13 protein-coding genes are annotated in these 17,076 nt (G+C 69.8%); 1 reads left to right on the forward strand and 12 read right to left on the reverse strand.

Annotated elements, in window-relative coordinates:
- Positions 1-65: 65 nt before the first annotated feature.
- From ACLJPX_RS39530 to ACLJPX_RS39580, 11 genes are all read right to left on the reverse strand, one after another.
- A complete protein-coding gene (locus tag ACLJPX_RS39530) occupies positions 66-1,070 on the reverse strand; it encodes an N-acetylglucosamine kinase (RefSeq protein ID WP_410605373.1) in 1,005 nt (334 codons plus the stop codon).
- Entirely contained in the window at positions 1,055-2,320 is a 1,266-nt protein-coding gene (locus ACLJPX_RS39535) for a 6-phospho-beta-glucosidase (protein ID WP_101612562.1), read from the reverse strand. Before ACLJPX_RS39535 ends, ACLJPX_RS39530 begins: the two co-directional genes overlap by 16 nt.
- Positions 2,317-3,210 (reverse strand): carbohydrate ABC transporter permease, encoded by an 894-nt coding sequence (locus ACLJPX_RS39540; RefSeq protein ID WP_410605374.1) that lies wholly within the window; start codon positions 3,208-3,210, stop codon positions 2,317-2,319. The genes ACLJPX_RS39535 and ACLJPX_RS39540 overlap by 4 nt, the downstream gene beginning before the upstream one ends.
- Complete coding sequence (locus tag ACLJPX_RS39545; RefSeq protein WP_410605375.1) at positions 3,207-4,196, reverse strand: carbohydrate ABC transporter permease; 990 nt, start codon at positions 4,194-4,196, stop codon at positions 3,207-3,209. Before ACLJPX_RS39545 ends, ACLJPX_RS39540 begins: the two co-directional genes overlap by 4 nt.
- Positions 4,197-4,200: 4 nt before the next feature.
- Entirely contained in the window at positions 4,201-5,583 is a 1,383-nt protein-coding gene (locus tag ACLJPX_RS39550; RefSeq protein WP_101612560.1) for an extracellular solute-binding protein, read from the reverse strand.
- Between the two features lie 10 nt (positions 5,584-5,593).
- Entirely contained in the window at positions 5,594-6,844 is a 1,251-nt protein-coding gene (locus ACLJPX_RS39555; RefSeq protein WP_410605525.1) for an ROK family transcriptional regulator, read from the reverse strand.
- 273 nt (positions 6,845-7,117) lie between these two features.
- Positions 7,118-8,131 (reverse strand): NAD(+) diphosphatase, encoded by a 1,014-nt coding sequence (gene nudC, locus ACLJPX_RS39560; protein WP_410605376.1) that lies wholly within the window; start codon positions 8,129-8,131, stop codon positions 7,118-7,120.
- Positions 8,131-9,507, reverse strand: coding sequence for a M16 family metallopeptidase (locus tag ACLJPX_RS39565; protein WP_101612557.1), 1,377 nt, complete (start codon positions 9,505-9,507; stop codon positions 8,131-8,133). Before ACLJPX_RS39565 ends, nudC begins: the two co-directional genes overlap by 1 nt.
- Positions 9,504-10,814: a M16 family metallopeptidase gene (locus ACLJPX_RS39570; protein WP_410605377.1), complete on the reverse strand. Its 1,311-nt coding sequence runs from the start codon at positions 10,812-10,814 to the stop codon at positions 9,504-9,506. Before ACLJPX_RS39570 ends, ACLJPX_RS39565 begins: the two co-directional genes overlap by 4 nt.
- A 21-nt stretch (positions 10,815-10,835) precedes the next feature.
- Complete coding sequence (locus tag ACLJPX_RS39575) at positions 10,836-12,506, reverse strand: DUF2207 family protein (RefSeq protein WP_410605378.1); 1,671 nt, start codon at positions 12,504-12,506, stop codon at positions 10,836-10,838.
- Position 12,507: 1 nt separating this feature from the next.
- The gene (locus tag ACLJPX_RS39580; protein ID WP_410605526.1) at positions 12,508-14,277 is read right to left on the reverse strand and encodes a DUF2207 family protein; all 1,770 of its coding nucleotides are present in this window, start codon (positions 14,275-14,277) and stop codon (positions 12,508-12,510) included.
- A gap of 99 nt (positions 14,278-14,376) precedes the next feature.
- Between ACLJPX_RS39580 and ACLJPX_RS39585 the strand changes: the two genes are divergently transcribed.
- The gene (locus ACLJPX_RS39585) at positions 14,377-15,825 is read left to right on the forward strand and encodes a neutral zinc metallopeptidase (RefSeq protein WP_410605379.1); all 1,449 of its coding nucleotides are present in this window, start codon (positions 14,377-14,379) and stop codon (positions 15,823-15,825) included.
- A gap of 334 nt (positions 15,826-16,159) precedes the next feature.
- On the opposite strand, the gene ACLJPX_RS39590 is transcribed toward ACLJPX_RS39585, so the two are convergent.
- A complete protein-coding gene (locus tag ACLJPX_RS39590) occupies positions 16,160-17,059 on the reverse strand; it encodes an RDD family protein (RefSeq protein WP_410605380.1) in 900 nt (299 codons plus the stop codon).
- Between the last annotated feature and the right edge of the window lie 17 nt (positions 17,060-17,076).

A 17,076-nucleotide genomic window follows, 5' to 3' on the forward strand; every position in this document is an offset into this window, starting at 1 on the left:
GCATCGGACGCCACGAAGGGGCCTTTCACCGCATCGCATGCGGTGAAAGGCCCCTTCAGCTCTCCCTAGACCCGCTTGGTCGCAGCCTTGAGAGCGACCTTGGCGGTGTCGGGGGCACCGATGGTGTCCAGGGCGAACAACGCCGCGCCGACCACGGGGGCGACGTCGACGACGCTGATCGAAGCGCGCGGGGCCACCTTCAGGCACCGCCGCTCGATCTCCGCGATAACCTGCGCGCCGACCCCGGTCAGCACTCCCCCGCCGAGGATGACCTCGGGCGTCTCCTCGGTCAGTTCCAGCCGCCGCAGGATGACCGCGACCAGCACGGCGACCTCCTCGACGAACCGGCCGACCACGTCCTGCGCCACCTCGTCACCGTCCGCCGCGACGGCGAACAGCAGCGGGCACAGGCCGTGGATCGCGTCGGAGTGCAGATCCTCGAAGTGCAGGCGCCGCACCACTTCCAGCACCGTCGATGCCTTGAAGTGCGCGGCGACGGCCGCCTGCAAAGCCGTCCCGGGACCTCGGCCGTCCTCGGCGCGGACAGCCCACCACAAGGCCTCCTCGCCGAGCCGGTAGCCGCCGCCCCAGTCGCCGGAGATCTTGCCCAGCGCCGGAAAACGGTGCTCACGACCGTCGGCGCTGATGCCGGCGCCGTTGATCCCGGCACCGCACACCACCGCCACGCCGTTCCCGTCGGAACTGCCCGCGCGCAACAGCGCGAGCGTGTCGTTGCCGACGATCAGCGTGTCGCTCCAGCCGCGCGCGGCCAGCGCCGCGTGCAGGACCTCTTCCTCCTCCGGGAAGTCCAGCCCCGCGAGATAGGCCGACGTATGCGTCGCGAACGGGCGTTCGTCGGGAAGCCCTGCCCCGCGAAAGGCCTCCAGGACCAGCTTCTCCAACGCGGTGACGCTGCCGTCGACCCCGATGTTCTGCGGCGACGCGCCCGGCCCCCGCGACTGCCCGAGCACCCGCCCGTCGCGGGAGACGATCAGGACGTCGGTCTTGCTGTTGCCGCCGTCGATCGCGACGACGACGTCCCGTGAGCCCGCCGTCATGCCCCGGCCCACGGCAGGAACTGGCGATTGACCTGCACCAGTGTGTCCGCGAGCTGGTCGGCCTTGGTGTACTGGCCGATCAGCGGATGCGCCAGCAGCGCGTCCGCCACCCGGTCACGGCCGCCCTTGATCGCCGCCTCCAGCGCGAGGTGCTCGTACGAGGTCACTCCGGCGATGAGCCCGGCGAACCGCTGCTCCACCGGCGGCTGCGGGATCGGGCGGGGGCCGTTGCCGTCCACAAGGGACGGAACCTCGATGACGGCGTCGTCCGGCAGGAAGTCGAAAGTGCCTTCGTTGCGGACGTTGACGACGTGCTCCTCCGCGGGCCCGCCGGAGGTGAGCGCGTGCACGAGCTGCACCGCGGCCTCGGAATAGTAAGCGCCGCCCCGCTTTTCGAGCTGCTCCGGCTTGGTCACCACCGCCGGGTCGAGGTACACCTTGAGCAGTTCCTCCTCGACGTCGCTGACGACGTCCGCACGCGGCCGCTCGGTGCGCTGCTTGGTGACCTGCTCGTCGTGCCCGTAGTAGTACTTCAGGTAGTACGACGGCACGACGTTCATCCGCCGCATCCACTCGACCGGCGCGGTGACGTGCTCACCGAGGAATTCCGCGTGCTCCGCCAGGAGTTCCGGCAGGCGGTCCTCGCCGTTGACGAGCACCTTCCGTTCCCAGCTCAGGTGATTGAGCCCGGTGTGCACGAGCTTGACGTCGTCGACACCCGCACCGAGCAGGTGCGCGAACGTGCGCTGGAGGTGGATCGCGACGTTGCACAGCCCGACGGCGCGGTGGCCCTCGTTCAGCAGCGCGCGGGTGACGATGCCGACCGGGTTGGTGAAGTTGACGATCCAGGTGTCGTCACCGGCGATTTTCCTTACCCTGTCGGCGATGTCGAGCACCACCGGCACCGTGCGCAGCGCCTTCGCGAGGCCGCCCGCGCCCGTGGTCTCCTGCCCGACACAGCCACAGGCGTGTGGGAACGTCTCGTCCCCGCGCCGCGCGCGCTGGCCGCCGACCCGCAACTGGATCAGCACCGCCGACGCGCCCTCGACGCCTTCTTCGAGATTGGCGGTGGTGCGGACCCGCGCCGGATGCCCGGCGTGGCTCAGCAACCGGTTGCTGAAGTCCCCGACCGCTTCCACCCGGTACGCGTCCGGATCGATCAGCACGATCTCGTCGACGTCCAAAGTGGACCGCCGTCCGGCGATCCCGTCGATCAGCTCGGGTGTGTAAGTGGACCCACCACCGACGACTGCGAGTTTCATCCCTTGACCCCTGTGAATGTGACGCCCTTGACGAAGGACTTCTGCGCGAACACGAACAGCACGATCACCGGCAGCATGATCAGCGCGGTGGCCGCCATGGTGAGGTTCCATTCCACGTGGTGCATCCCGCGGAACGACGCGATCGCCAGCGAAAGCGGCCAGCTGTCGCGGGTCTCACCGGTGTAGAGCAGCGGACCGAAGTAGTCGTTCCAGGTGAACAGGAAGCAGAACATCGCGGTGGCCGCGATCCCCGGCTTCGCCATCGGGATGAGCACCTTGATCATCGTCTGGAACTCGTTGCAGCCGTCGATCTTCGCCGCTTCGAGATAGTCCTTCGGAATGGTGAGGAAGAACTGCCGCAGCAGGAAGATCGAGAACGCGTCGAAGAAGAAGTACGGCACGATCAGCGGAACCAGCGTCCCGGTGAACCCGAGCCGCACCCACAGGTCGTACAGCGGCACGACGGTGACCTGCGGGGGCAGCATCATCGCGGCCACGGTGAGCATGAAGAACAGGTTCTGCCCGCGGAACTTCAGCTTGGAAAGCGCGTACGCCGCCGGGATCGCCGAAACGAGCGCCCCGAGGGTGGCCAGCGACGAATAGAGCATGCTGTTGCCGAAGTACTGCAACAGCGGCGCCTTTTCGAACACCTCGATGAAGTTCTCGAAGTGCCATTCCTTCGGCCAGAAGTTCGACGAAAGCGCCTGGTCGCTGGACATCACCGCGGTGAGGAAGACGAACAGGATGGGCAGCATGAAGATCACGCCCATCGCGATCCCCAGGCTGTGCGTCGCGATCCAATAGAGCTTCTTGTCCCATTGGCGCCGCACCCGCACCTTCGGCGGTTCGGACGCCGGGGCCGCGTGCCGGGGCTCGGCCAGTGTGGTCATCCGCCCTCCTCCTGATGCTGGGACTTGCGAAGCTGCCGCACGAGAATCCAGGTGAACCCGGCCGAAACGATGAACAGCAGGACCGCCATCGCCGCCGCGTAACCCATGTTGAAGTACCGGAAACCCTGGACGTACAGCCAGACCGGATAGGTCAGCGTCGAGTTCTGTGGTGCGCCGATGAATCTCGTGTTGCCCGCGACGTCCGCCGCTCCGGCGGCCGCCGAACCCGCGACGATCGCCTGGGTGAAGAACTGCAGCGCGAAGATCATCGAGTTGACGACACCGAACAACAGCACCGGCGAGATCGACGGGAGCGTGACGTGCCAGAACCGGCGGACCGGACCGGCGCCGTCGAGTTCGGCGGCCTCGTACTGCTCCTGCGGCACGTCGAGCAGCGCCGCCAGGATGATGATCATCAGCTCGCCCGAACCCCACATCACGAGCAGGGTCAGCGCGGGCTTCGACATCGCCGGGTCGTTGAACCACAGTCCGCCGTCGATGCCGACCGCGCTCAGGAACGCGTTGACCGGGCCGTATTCCGGGTTGAACAGGAACACGAACGCCAGGGTCGCCGCGGCGGGCGGGGCCAGCGAGGGCAGGTAGCAGAGCGTCCGCACCAGGCCGACACCCGACTTGAGCCGGGAGATGATCGACGCCGTGCCGAGGGCGAACACCACGCGGCAGAACGTCAGGACGATCACCAGCCACAGCGTGTTGTACGCGGCGGTGCCGACCAGCGGCTCACTGGTGAACATCCGGATGTAGTTGTCGAAGCCGACGAATTCCGGCGCGTTGATCAGGTCGTAGCGGGTGAACGAGTAGTACACCGTGGCGATCAGCGGGTAGCCGAAGAAGATCAGGAACCCGAGCATCGCCGGTGCGATGAAGTAGAAGACCGTCCGACGGCGGCGCGCCGCGTTCCCCTTCCGCGTCCGGGTGGACGCGGAAGGGGAACCGACCGCCCTGGACTCCAGGGTCGATGTCATGCGATCAGCCGCCGGCGCGTTTCTGGGCCAGCTCGTCGTTGATCTGAGCGTCGACCTGCTTGAGACCCGCGGTCATGTCGGGGATGTTGCCCGCCTGCCACTTCTCCGCGAAGTCGTTGACCGCCTTGAGGTGCGCGTCGCCGATCGGGGTCGACGGGTTGGGAAGCAGCTTCCCGCCGTTGTACAGATCGAGGAACGTCTTGAACTCGGGCGTGACCTCGAGCTTCGGGTCGGTCAGCGCGGCCTTGGTGCTCGGCACGTTCTTGAGCCCGTTCGACAGCTCGACGAGCGTCGACGTGTCGAGGGTGACCTGCTTGATCAGTTCCCAAGCGGCACCGGGGTTCTTGGCGCCCTTGGGGATCGCGATGATCGTGCCCGTGGTGAACGCGCCGCCGTAACGGTCCGGCTTGCTGTCGAGCACCGGAGGGGCCGCGGTGCCGAACTTCAGTTCCGGCGCCTGGTCCTTGATGAACGCGGTGCGGTACTCGCCGTCGATCATCATCGCGAGCTTGCCCCGCTGGAAACCGTGGTCCGCCGAGTATTCCTCGCCGAGACCGGCCTTGAACTGCTCGACCTTGGCGTGGCCGCCGTAGAAGTCGACGAGCTGCTTCTGGAAGTCGAACATCGACTTCCACTCGGGGCTGTCGGCCAGGTGGGACTGCCCGTCGGGGCCGAGGTAGGTGGCGCCGAAGTTCGGGGCCCAGTACTGCGCGTAGTTGGCGTAGAACGGCATCGACGGCAGGAAGCCGGCGACCTTGATCGAGCCGTCCGGGTTGAACTCGGTCAGCTTCTTGGTGGCCTCGAACAGTTCCGAGGTCGTCTTCGGCGGCGAGGTGACGCCCTTCGCCGCGAACATCTCCTTGTTGTAGTAGAAGCCGTAGACGTCGGCGAGCAGCGGCATGGCGCAGCGCTTGCCCTGGAACTCGGTGTAGCTGCGGACGGCGTCCGGGATCTGCGTCAGGTCGATCTTGTCGCGATCGATGTAGGGCTTCAGATCCTGGAAGCTGCCCGTGGAACACCAGGCGCCGAGGTTGTCGGTGAAGAACGAGATCGCCACGTCCGGCGGGTTGCCACCGCGGATGGACTGGGTGATCTTGTCGTCGTCCTGCTGGCCTTCGTGCTTGATCTCGATGTTCGGGAACTTCGCCTTGAGCTTGTTGAGCCCGGCGGTGACCACGTTGTACTCGCGGTCGGTGAACTTGCTGTAGACGGTCAGCGTGAGCTTCGCGTCCGAGGCGGGGGCGGCCGCCGGGTCACCCGAACCACTGTTCGGGCCGCTTGCGGCGCCCGAACAAGCGGACACCAGTGCGGCGACGGTGACCGCGCCGAGCACTATCGAGCCGCGCCAACGGCGGCCACTTCTCCGAACCTGGGTCGTGGAACTCATGACCCTCCTCCTAATTGGTTGGGGCGGGAGACGGTGGTTCTGTTCGTGATTCGGGGATCGCCGCGAGCTGACCGGGCTCTCCCGCCCCGGACCTGCGGGGCCCGAGGAGCGAAGGGGTGTTGACGCCGAAGACGTCCCTGCGAACGGTGGCGAGCGCCGACTGGAGCGCGCCCGCGCGCACCGCGTTGCCCTGCACCGAAGCCACCCCGACGGGGGTGCGGGGCAGGACGAGCTCGTGCAGCCTTTTCGCCACCAGCGCGGCGAATTCGTCGCCACCGGCCCGGCTGGTGTCACCGGAAAGAAGCACGAGTTCGGGGTCGACGACCGCGATCAGCCCGGCCGCGCCACTCGCGACACGGCGGGCGAGGTCGTCGAGGAAGGCTTGGTCGTCGTTTTGCCGCGCCTTGGCGACGGCGTCCGCGCCGTCCTCGGCTTCGATGCCGTGCGCGGCGGCCAGCGCGACGACGGCGGGTGACGCGACGAGGTCACCGAAACGGTCTCCGGCGCGAGGTTTGGTACCCGGCGTGGTGACGGAAACCGGGTCGGGGACACGCATCCAGTCGATCTCGCCGCCACCGCCGGTCGCGCCGCGCAGCAGCCGCCGCCCGACCACCACCGCGCCGCCGACGCCGTCGCTGAGCCAGATCATCACGAAGTCGTCGAGACCGACGGCCTGGCCGACGGTCATCTCCACGATCGCGACGAGGTTGACGTCGTTCTCGATGGTGACGCCGACGCCGAGTTCCTCGCTGAGCCTGGTCGGCACGTCGAAGCCGAGCCAACCTGGGATGTGCGGTGCCGACGAGAGCAGCCCGGTGCGCGGGTCGAACGCGCCCTGCGCGCCGATGACCACGTGACGGAGGTCGGTGGCGGCGAGCTCGGCTTGACCGGCGACGTGGGTGAGCGCCGCGCCGAAGGTGCCGACGACGTCCGCGCCCTCGTGAACCGGCAGCGGGACCTGGTACTCCGCGAGCACCGCACCCGTGACGTCGGCGACGACGAAGTCGGCCTTCTGGGGCGTCAGGTCCACGGCCGCGACGTAGGCGACACCGCCGTTGACCTGCCAGAGCTGCGCCCTCGGCCCACGGCCCCCACCGCGCACGCCCGCCTTGGCGACGACGTCGTCCTGTTCGAGGCGGGTGAGCAACTGCGCCGTCGCGGGCTTCGACAGGCCGATCGCGACCTCGAGCTCGGAGCGCGTCAGCGGGCCGTCCCTGAGGAGGACCTCGATGGCCGCGCGATCGTTGATCTCGCGCAGCATTCGCGGACTACCGGCTCGCACTGGGGCTCGCTCCCGACTTCGTTAGGAAACTTTACAGACGGTTTCCGGGGACTGTAGTGAGCCGAACCACAGCCGTCAACGGGCCTGGGAAACGGGGAGGTAACGCTTGCCGTGTTTCGCACAGTGGGTATACGTACCGATGCGGAGGGTCGCCGCGGATGGATACGGTCCGGACGCAATGAAAGGCCCGTTACTTGCAAATTTTGCAAGTAACGGGCCTTTCATTGCACTCGCGTACGGGGACGCCCGGGGTCAGACGCCTGCCCAAGCCGCCAACATGACGCGCGCGATCGACGAGTTCCCCGGCAGCACCAGCTGCCGCGTGCCACCGGCGATCGGGGTCGGCACGGCGCCCGCGTTCCGCAGCTGGCTGTTCGCGAAAGCGGCCCGCACCTCCGAGCGCGAAACCCAGAACGCCTCTTCGATCTCGCCCTCGGCGGGCACGATCGTCGAAGAGATGTCGGCCCGCGCGGTGAAACCGAGCATGATCGACCGCGGGAACGGCCACGGCTGGCTGCCGAGATAGCGCACGTCGCGCACGTCGACGCCGACCTCTTCGCGGATCTCCCGCTCGACACAGCCTTCGAGCGACTCCCCCGCCTCGACGAAACCGGCGAGGATCGAGTACCGGTTCTCCGGCCAGATCGGCTGCCGCGCCAGCAGGACGTGCTCGCCGTTGACGCCGGCTTCGTCGTGCACGAGGCAGATGACGGCGGGGTCGGTGCGCGGGTACTCCTCCCGGCCGCAGCCGGTGCACTTGCTCGCCCAGCCCAGCTGGACCACCTCGACCGGGCTCCCGCAGCGCGTGCAGAACTTCGCCTGCCGACGCCAGTTCAGCAGCGCCTGCGCGGTGGTGAACAGCCCCGCCGACGCGTCGTCGAGCAGGTCACCGTAGCCGCGCAGGTCGACCCAGATCTCGCCTTCGTGCCGCGGGACCTCTTCGATGACGCCCCAGCTCCCCGCCATTTCGACGGTCTCGGTCTCCCCCGCGGGGCGGCCGGGCAACGACCAGTAGTCGGTGCCCTGCCACTCCCCCAGGAAGATCGCGTCGGCGGGCGGCTCGGCGCCGAAGTCCTGCGTCTTGCGGGTCGCGAGCGAGCCGGAACCCTCCACCACCGGGGTGCGCGCGTGCTCGTCGAGCAGTACGACACGCGCGTCCGGCCAGCGCTCCGCGAGCCTGTCCGGGTTGGTGCGCAAGGATTCCTGACGGTCCGCCGTGGAGCGCGAAAGCGTCGGGAGCGCCCCTAACCCGAACGGCGTCTCCATCAGGTGGGCTCCCCGACGGTCACGTCGCCCAGTGCCTTCAGCTTCGGCGCGAGGACGTCGGCGTCGCCGACGACGACCCCGGTGAACCGCTGGGGCGCGAAGAACTCCAGCGCGGCGTTCGCCACGTCCTCGGCGGTGACCGCGGCGAGCCGGGCCGGGTGCTCGGCGAGCCATTCGGCGCCCAGTCCGGTCGCGGCGAGCGCGGCCAGCTGCGCGGCGAGGCCCGCCTGCGACGACGCCGACGTGACCAGCGAGCCGATCGCGTACTGCCGGACCGACTCGACCTCGTCGGCGGTCGGCGGCACGAGACCGAGCCTGGCCAGCTCGTAGCGCGTCTCCAGGAGCGCGGCGGCGGTCGCGTCGGTCGCGGTGTCCGCGTCGACGTTCACCACGGCGGTCTGGTCCGTGAACTCGAAGCCGGAGTGCGCGCTGTAGGTGTAACCCTTGTCCTCACGGATGTTCTCGACCAGCCGCGACGAGAAGTATCCGCCGTACGCGAGGTTCGCCAGCTGCAAAGCGGCGTACCTCGGGTCCGTGCGCGGCACGGTCTGCGCGGACAGCCGGATCTGCGACTGCACGGCACCGGCCCGCGGTACCAGCAGGACGTTGCCGCCGGTGAGGTCGGGCAGCGCGGGCAGGCGGACGGCGGAGCGGTCCGAAGCCCAGCCGCCGAGAGCCTTCTCCAGGTCGCCGATGACGGTCTGCGGGTCGATGTCACCGACGAGCACCAGCACGGATCCGCGCGGCAGCACCGAGGCCTGGTGCAGCGCGCGCACCTGCTCCGGCGTCACGACGGCGACGTCTTCGGCCTGCGGGACCTCGCGGACCGCGGGGTGGTTCCCGTAGCGGTGCTTCTGCAGCGCCTCGCGGGCGATCGTCCTCGGCTGGGTGCGGGAGACGGCGATCCGCTCGATCAGCCGTTCGCGTTCCCGCGCGACCTCGGCGTCGGCGTACGACGCGCCGGTGAGCGCGTCGGCGAGGACGTCGAGCATCGTCGGCAGGCCCTCGGCCAGCGAGGTACCGGAGATGGACAGCCGCTCCGGGTCGACACCGGACCCCAGGTCACCACCGATCAGGGCCAGATCCGCGTCGATTTCGATGCGGTCGCGGCGGGCGGTGCCGGTCAGCAGGGTCTCGGCCAGCACTTCGGCGGTCGCCGGGTGCAGCGCGTCTTCGCCGGCGAACGGGATCCACACCCGCAGCTCGACCAGCGGCACGGTGGCCTTGCGGACGGCGAGCACCCGCAGGCCGTTGCTCAGCGTGGTGTCCACATGGGACAGATCGGCGGCGGCGCGCTGCGTCCCCAGCGACGGGACCGGACGGGGCCCGGCGGCCGTGCGGCCGATCTCCTCGGCGGTGCGGTGCGGTGCGCTCACTGCTCGGTACCTTCCTGCTCGGATTCGACACTGCCGCTGCCGGGACGGACGACGAGGACGGCGCGCGAGTCCGGCCGCAGCGCCTTCGCCGCCGCCGAGACGGCTTCACCGGTGACCGCCGACATCTTCTCGGCGAGCCGGTACACCAGCGACGCGTCGCCGTACAGCAGCTCGAACGAGCCGAGGGCGAGCGTGCGGGACACCAGCTTGTCGTGCTCGGAGTGCAGGCTCGCGGCCCAGCGCGCGGTGACCTTCTTGAGTTCCTGCTCCTCCGGCGGCGTGGCCGCCAGCTTCTCCAGCTCCTCGTCCAGCGCGGCGAGCACCTGTTCGGTGCTCACCTCGTGCGGGTGGATCGCGGTGATGGTGAACGTGTCCGGGTCACGGGCCTCGAACGGGCCGAACAGCCCGGCGCCCGCGCCGATGTCGACGACCAGCGGCTCGCGGTGCACCATGCGCTGCTGCAACCGGGAGCCGTCGCCGTCGGACAGCACGCCGGCGAGCACGAGGTTCGCCAGGTAGCCGTCGAGGTCGTTGATCGGATCCGGCATGCGGTAGCCGATGCCGATCGCGGGCAGTGGGGCGTGCTGATCGATCTGCTCGCCGCGCAGCTCACCGTCGGGGGCGGGCTCGGCGAACGAGGGACGCTCGGGCGCGGGCCGGTGCGGCACGTCGCCGAAGTGCTTCTCGATCAGCTCGCGGGCCTGCTCGACGGTGAAGTCACCGGCGACGGTCAGCACCGCGTTCGCGGGCGAGTAGTAGGTGTCGAAGAAGGCCGCGCAGTCGTCGATGGTGGCCTGTTCGAGGTCCTCGAAACCGCCGTAACCGTTGTGCGCGTTGGGGAACGTCGAGTACAGCACCGGCGGGAGCGTGATCCACGGGAACCCGCCGTACGGCCGGTTCAGCACGTTGAGGCGGATCTCCTCCTTGACCACGTCGATCTGGTTGGCCAGGTTCTCCTGCGTCAGCTTCGGCGCCCGCATCCTGTCCGCTTCGAGGAACAGGGCGCGCTCGAGAGCCGCGGCGGGGAGCACCTCGAAGTAGTCCGTGTAGTCCGGATGGGTGGAACCGTTGAAGCTCCCACCACTCGACTGGACGTACCGGAAGTGCGCGAGCTTCTCCAGGCTCTCGCTCCCCTGGAACATCAAATGCTCGAAGAGGTGCGCGAAACCGGTGCGCCCTTCGGGCTCGGAACGGAAGCCCACGTCGTAGTGGACGCTGACACCCACCACCGGAGCGGTCGCGTCGGGCGCGAGCACCACGCGCAGACCGTTGTCGAGGGTGAATCGGACAAGCTCGGGATCGGCCATGCGCACCACCCTACGGGCTAGTCAGGCCTCCAGGCGACGACCCTGGCGGGTCGCGGCGAAGGTTCCCACCACCGCGGCCGTGAAGTCGCTCACCCGCGCGATCTCCCCCTCGTCGGCGGCTTCCCTGCCGTACCAGTAGATCTTGGGCCCGCCCTTGAGCGCGGCGAATCCGGCGACCCACTGTTCTTGTTCGCCGAGAGCGAGCGCGTAGGGCAGCGCGCGGGAAAGGAGCACCTCGCGTTCGAGCTTCGGGACGGCCGCCGGTTTGGTCGTCAGCAGCGCGTCCCGGACGCCGAGCAGCCGTCTGTGCAGCGTGACTCCGGCGCCGGTGCGCGTCGGCAGCCATCGGGCCGCGGCGGCGAGGACGGCGCCCGCGGCGATGACGATCAACCCGAGTTGGGCGTATCCGACCGTCAGCGCCAGCAGGATGGTGAGGAACAAACCGTAGAAACAGACGCGCAGGCCGACGCGGGTGAGCTTGGCGGGCAGCCGCGAGTACCAGCCGCGTTCGACGACGCTGCCGGCCAAGGCGCCCCGCACCGTTTCGATCCCGATCCGGGCGGCTTGGATCTCCGACAGCAGCACCGACTCCCGCCCGTCCGGCAGCAGGACGTCGAACACCGCGCGTTCGAAGGCGGTCAACTGCTCGTCCGGCGGGTTGCGGCGGACGAGCCGCCAGCCGGTCAGCTCGCCGGGCTCCTCGCTCACCCACAGGTAGTTCCGGACCGCGAGGTCGACGACCGTCGCGGCGAGGTCGACGGCGTCGGCACGACCCGAAAGGACGAGCCCGGCCTGTCCCGGCAGCACCCCGTCGGGTGACGCGAACGCGGCCTGGTCGTCCTTCCCGGTGAGCAGCCGGACCGGGAGCGCGTCGCCCGGATGTTTGTCCCGCCTCCGCAGCAGGGCCAGCGCCACGGCGGCCGCGACCAGGGCGAGCGCGAAGCCGCCCCAGGCCCAGCCCACCGGAGCGGTGAGCACGAACGCGCCCGCGAGGGTCTTCGACGGCTCCAGCCGCGCGTTCGCCGGGACGGTGCCCGCGGGCAGCTCGACCGAGATCTCCATCCGCTGCCCGGCCGCGAGGTTCTGCTGGTTGAACCGGGTCAGCCCGGAATGCGAGATCTGGGCGCCGCCGCAGTGCGCCCGCGAGCCTTCGGGCCCGGCGAAACAGGTGACCGCGTTCGGGATGGACGGCGCGGCGAAGCTCGCGCGCACGAGTTCGAGCCGTCCGTCCCAGCCACCCGCGAGCTGCCAGCCGACCCGTACCAGGCCGTCGGCTTCGGCGACCGCACCGTCCACTGTGTACCGGACGATCGAGGTGCCGCCCTTGAGCCGGATGGTGAACTCGTCGTCGGTCAGCTCGGAGTTGCCCGCGCCTTCGATGACGACGTCGCGGATGCCGATGATCCGGTCGCGGTCGCGCGGGGCGGCCGTGCGGAGCGGGATGCGACGGGTCATCGTCGCCTCGCTCGGCACGGACACCGCCTCGACGACCGAGAGGGCGCCGTCGCGCTCCACCTTGAGCGAGATCTCCGCGCTGTTGGGGAGCGCGGGCAGCGACGGCTCACCCTGCGCTCCCGCCGGTGCCGCGCCCAGCACCAGCAGGAGGACCGCCAGGAGGACGCAAGTAGTCCTCTTGGTGCGGTAGTTGCGCGGGCAAGGACCGCAACAAGAGGACGAATCGCGCGAGTTCACGTCAGGCGGGGACCGGTTCCGGGCGGATCGAGCGCAGGTGCCCGGATTCGGCGAGGAGTCCGTCCAAAGCGGACAGGAACGACGGCAGATGCGCGGCGAACCGGCGCAGGTCCCGATCGCCTTCGAGGCCGCCGAACCAGTACAGCCCCGCCGAACCGTCCGCCGACGGGTCGAGCGCCTCGAACGTCCGGAGCCAGTGTTCGGCGTCGCCGAGCACGATGGCGTACGGCAGCGACCGGGAGAACACCATTTCCCGGTCCGCCAAGGGAATGCCGTCGACCTTGACCGTGTGCAGGTATTCGAGCAACCCGCGCACCTGGCCGACCAGGCGCCTACCGCGTGAGGTCCTCGGCGGCACCCACGACGCGCCGAGCAGCGCGGCGACCCCGGCGAGCGCGACCGCGACGCCGAGCAGCGCGTGCCCGGCAGTGAACGTCAGGACCGCGGTGCCCACGAGACCGAGCGCGACCAGGCCGATGCCCGCCCAGGTGAGCTTGCTCTTGCCCTTGTCGGGGCGGCGCGAGAACCAGCCCTTGCGCACGACGTCGGCGTACATCGCCTCACCCGCGACGCGGAGATCGACGGTGCCGCGGCCGCGGAGTTCCGACAGCAGCACGGAATCGGTGCCCTCGGGCAGGAGCGCGGTGTAGATCTCGCGCTCGAAGGCGACGAGGTGCTCGTCCGGCGCGTTGCGGCGGGCGATCTGCCAATCGACGGTGCCCGCGCCGCGGACCTCGGCGATCCACAGGTAGTTGCGGACCGCGAGGTCGACCACCGTGCCGCTGACGTCCACGACGTCGACCGTCTCGTCGACGACCGTGCCGACCTGGCCGGGCAGGACGCCGTCGGGAGAGGTGAAGGAGACCCTGTCGCCGTCTCGCATGAGGACGTCGACCGGGCCGGTGCCCGCGGTGAGCGCGCCCTTGTCGCGGCGGCGCAGCAGCAGGATCGCCAGCGCGCCGAGCAGGAGGAACAGTGCCAGCGCTCCGAAACCGATGCCGGTGAGCGTGGTGAGGGCGAACGCGCCGCCGACCGAGGAGAGCTGCTCGAACCGCGCGTTCGCGGGCACGGTGCCCGCCGGGAGCTGCACGGCGAGGTCGACCCGTTCGCCCGCCGCGAGCTTGTCCTGCTCGATGCGGACGACACCACTGTGGTCGGTCTCCGCGAGCGAACACTGCCTGTCCGAGCCGAGCGGCCCGGCGAAACAGTCCACGGTGGGCATTTCGCGCGTCGGCGCGCTGAACGAAGCGGACACGCGGGACAGCTCGCCGTCCCAGCCGCTCGCGACCTGCCAGCGCACCTGCTGCGCGCCGTTGACGTCGGCGACCGCTCCGTCCACTTTGTACTTGAGGGTGGCGGCGCCGCCGTCGAAGGTGGCGACCAGCTGCTCGCCGTTCGACTCGGCCTTGCCCGCGCCCTCCACCGACACGTCGCGGACCCCGTAGACGCGGTCCTGCTCTTCCCCCGCGGGAACCCGTAACGGGATCCGGCGGACGAGATGCTGTCCACCCGGGACGGTCACCTGCTCGGTGATCGACACGGAACCGTCGCGTTCCACCTTCACCGCGACGTTCGCGGACGCGCCGCTCGGCGGCTGGAGCAGCCCGAGCTGGCCGCGCGCGCCCAGTGGCGGCGGCTTCGGCAATTGTGGCGCGTTCGTCAGCGAAGGGCCCGCTTCGGGCGCCTCCGGAACATTCGAATCCGACGGCGGGGCCATCAAGGCCGAGCTCGCCGCGACGGCCACGACCGCCGTCCCCCATTTCGTCAACACAGCCACACACTCTAGGGCAGCCGATCTATGCTGACCGCCGAATCGCCGAATCCGCCACCTGGGCGAACGGCGTTGCAGACCGCATGGGGGATCCACTCGATGAACCACCAGCCGCCCGGCCCGCCTGATCCGCGGCGCCGGCCGACTCCGCCACCGACTCCACCGCCACGGCCACCGCAGGGCGGCCGTCCGCTGCCGCCGCCGGGCGCGCGCCCGCTGCCGCCGCGCGGTGGTCCGCCGATGCCGCCGCCGAACCGGCCGGGCCCCGTTCCGCCGGGTCGCCCCGTCCCACCCGGACAGCCGGGCCCGGGTCAGCGGCCGCCGGTATCGCGGCCGACGCCGGTCCCACCGCCGTTCCGGCCGGGTCCGCCGAGCGGCGGGATGCCGCTGCCCCCACCGGGCGCGGCCCCGCTGCCGCCGCCGCGGATCGGGGCGCCGGTCCCGTTCCAGCCCGGCGCCGTCGGCCCGCCGCAACTTCCCTACGGTCCGCGTTTCGCCCAGCCCGCTTTCGCACCCTACGGGGGATACCGGCCCAAGAAGTCGAACGGCGGGGTCATCGCGGCCGTCGCGATCGTGGCCGTGATGGCGGTGATGGGCGGGCTGATCATGGTGATCGCCATCGCGAACGGCGGCTCGCGCCACGTCGCGGACGCCGGGTACTCGAGCTATCCGACGAGCCCGACGACGTCCTCTTCGGACTACACGACGACGACAACGTCCAGTGAGACGTCGACGACCGCCACTCGCTCGCGCGATTCGACGGCGTCGCGCGAGACCTCGACCGGCTCGAGCCGCGAGACCTCGGCCAGCCGGGCGCCGTCCGGTCCGCAACCGCACCACAAGCTGGCGGACAACCCGCTGTGGCTCAGTTCCGACGTCGGCCTGCCGAACCAGGCGTGCAACCTCTCGCGCTGGGCGAGCAACCCGAACGCGTCGTCGGCGTTCTTCGAAAGCGCGCGACCCTGCCTGGACAGTGTTTGGCAGCAGGTCATGAGCTACACGAAACTGCCGTTCCGGGTGCCGACCGTGAAGTACCCGTCCGGCAAGAACTGGTCGAGCCCGTGCGGTGACGCCAGCGGCGGCACGGTGGCGGCGTTCTACTGCTCGCAGAACGAGACGCTGTACATGCCGTACGAAGGCCTTCAGCCCGACCAGTACGGCAACCGGCCCGGGGTCTACCTCGCGGTCTTCGCCCATGAGTACGCGCACCACATCCAGGCGCTTTCCGGTATCTCGGAGGCCTATTGGGACGCACGGTACGACGCGGGCACCGACTCGGCGGCGGGCCTGGAGATGTCGCGGCGGAACGAACTTTCGGCGCAATGTCTGTCCGGGACGTTCCTGGGCTCGACGGTGGGCCGCGGCGGCTCGGTCGATCAGGCGATGTACCGGGACGCGTGGGGATCTCAGGACCGCGGCGACCACAACGGCGGCCCGCGCGACCACGGCTCCGACGCGCACGCGATCTCGTGGTGGCAGCACGGCGCGCAGAAGAACCGGATAGCGCAGTGCAACACGTGGGCGGCGAACTCGTCCGACGTGTCCTGAGTGGCGCAACCAGAGGACTAGTTGCGGTGTCCGATGCCGAGCGGCCGTGTCGCGAAAGCCACCTTCGGGACGTCTGATGTCCCGAAAGTGGCTTTCGCGACGCCCGGAAAGGCTGGTGCGACCCTCACGGTGACGGGGCGGGGCAAAGGTGTCGTTGTGGCTGAACCCAAGGTGAGCGAAGGCGTGACTCGCGTGCTTGGAGCCGGATCACGCGTGATCAGACGCCGAACTCCGTGATCGCCGCTCGATCACGCGTGAACGCCCATCCCGCCCGCACACGCCACGTTCGCCCTTCTCCTCAAAGAGAACCGTCCTTACCACTCACGACGAGCCGTCAGCCTGGTGGCGCGAAGGGGTTTTCCGGCACCGGCTCCAAGGGAGCGACAGGCTGAGCGATCGGCTGTGCCACGGGCTGGGTGACCGGCGCGGGAGCGACCGCCTGCGGATAGTGCGGCGGCTGCCCGTACTGAACCGGCGGCTGCAGCTTCGCCTGATCCCGCCGCCGTCGCTCGGCCAGCACCGCCGACAGGTACGCCCAAGCAGGCACCCCCGGCGGCACCGGTGCCCCGATCGTCGCCGCGACCTGCTGCGCGAGCCCGTGCCCGAGGGCTTCGACGGCTTCGGGGCGTAGCTCGCTCGTGCGGCTCAAGTACTGACGGACGGCCAGCGCGAGCTCGTTCGGGAGCCGGGTCAGGTCCAGTTGGGAAGCCCAGTACGCCAGCTGCGGCGGCATCCCGACGTACGGCGTCCGGGCGGCGGGCATGCGTTCCCGGATCACCAGGGTGCCGGCGAGGTAGTCGCCGACGCGGCGCCCGTTGGGCGACAGCAGTGACGTGATCACCGCCACGGCGCCGAGCAGGCCGAGCGCCCAGAAGTCGATGAAGAACCCGGCGAGCCCGCGGACCAGCGCGTGCCGGAACCGGACCGGGCCGCCGTCGGTGCGGACCACCCGCAGGCCGAGCGCCATCTTCCCGAGGGTGCGGCCGCGGCTCAGCGTCTCGAAGATCACCGGGTAACCGACCATGATCAGCACGAGCGTCACCAGGAAAAGGGTGAGCGCCAGCGCCTCGTCGCCGAACGCGGCGACCTGGCTCAGCACCAGCATCGCGACGAACAGCGCGATCAGCTGGATGGTGACGTCGACGATCATGGCGAGCCCGCGGCTGGCCAGCTTCGCGGCGCGCACGTCCAGGACGACGGCCTCGCCGGTGACTAGTTCGGACTCTTGTTCCACCCGGCAAGCGTAGTGAC

This window comes from Amycolatopsis sp. lyj-90, from assembly GCF_046549035.1.
Classification (GTDB): Bacteria; Actinomycetota; Actinomycetes; order Mycobacteriales; family Pseudonocardiaceae; genus Amycolatopsis.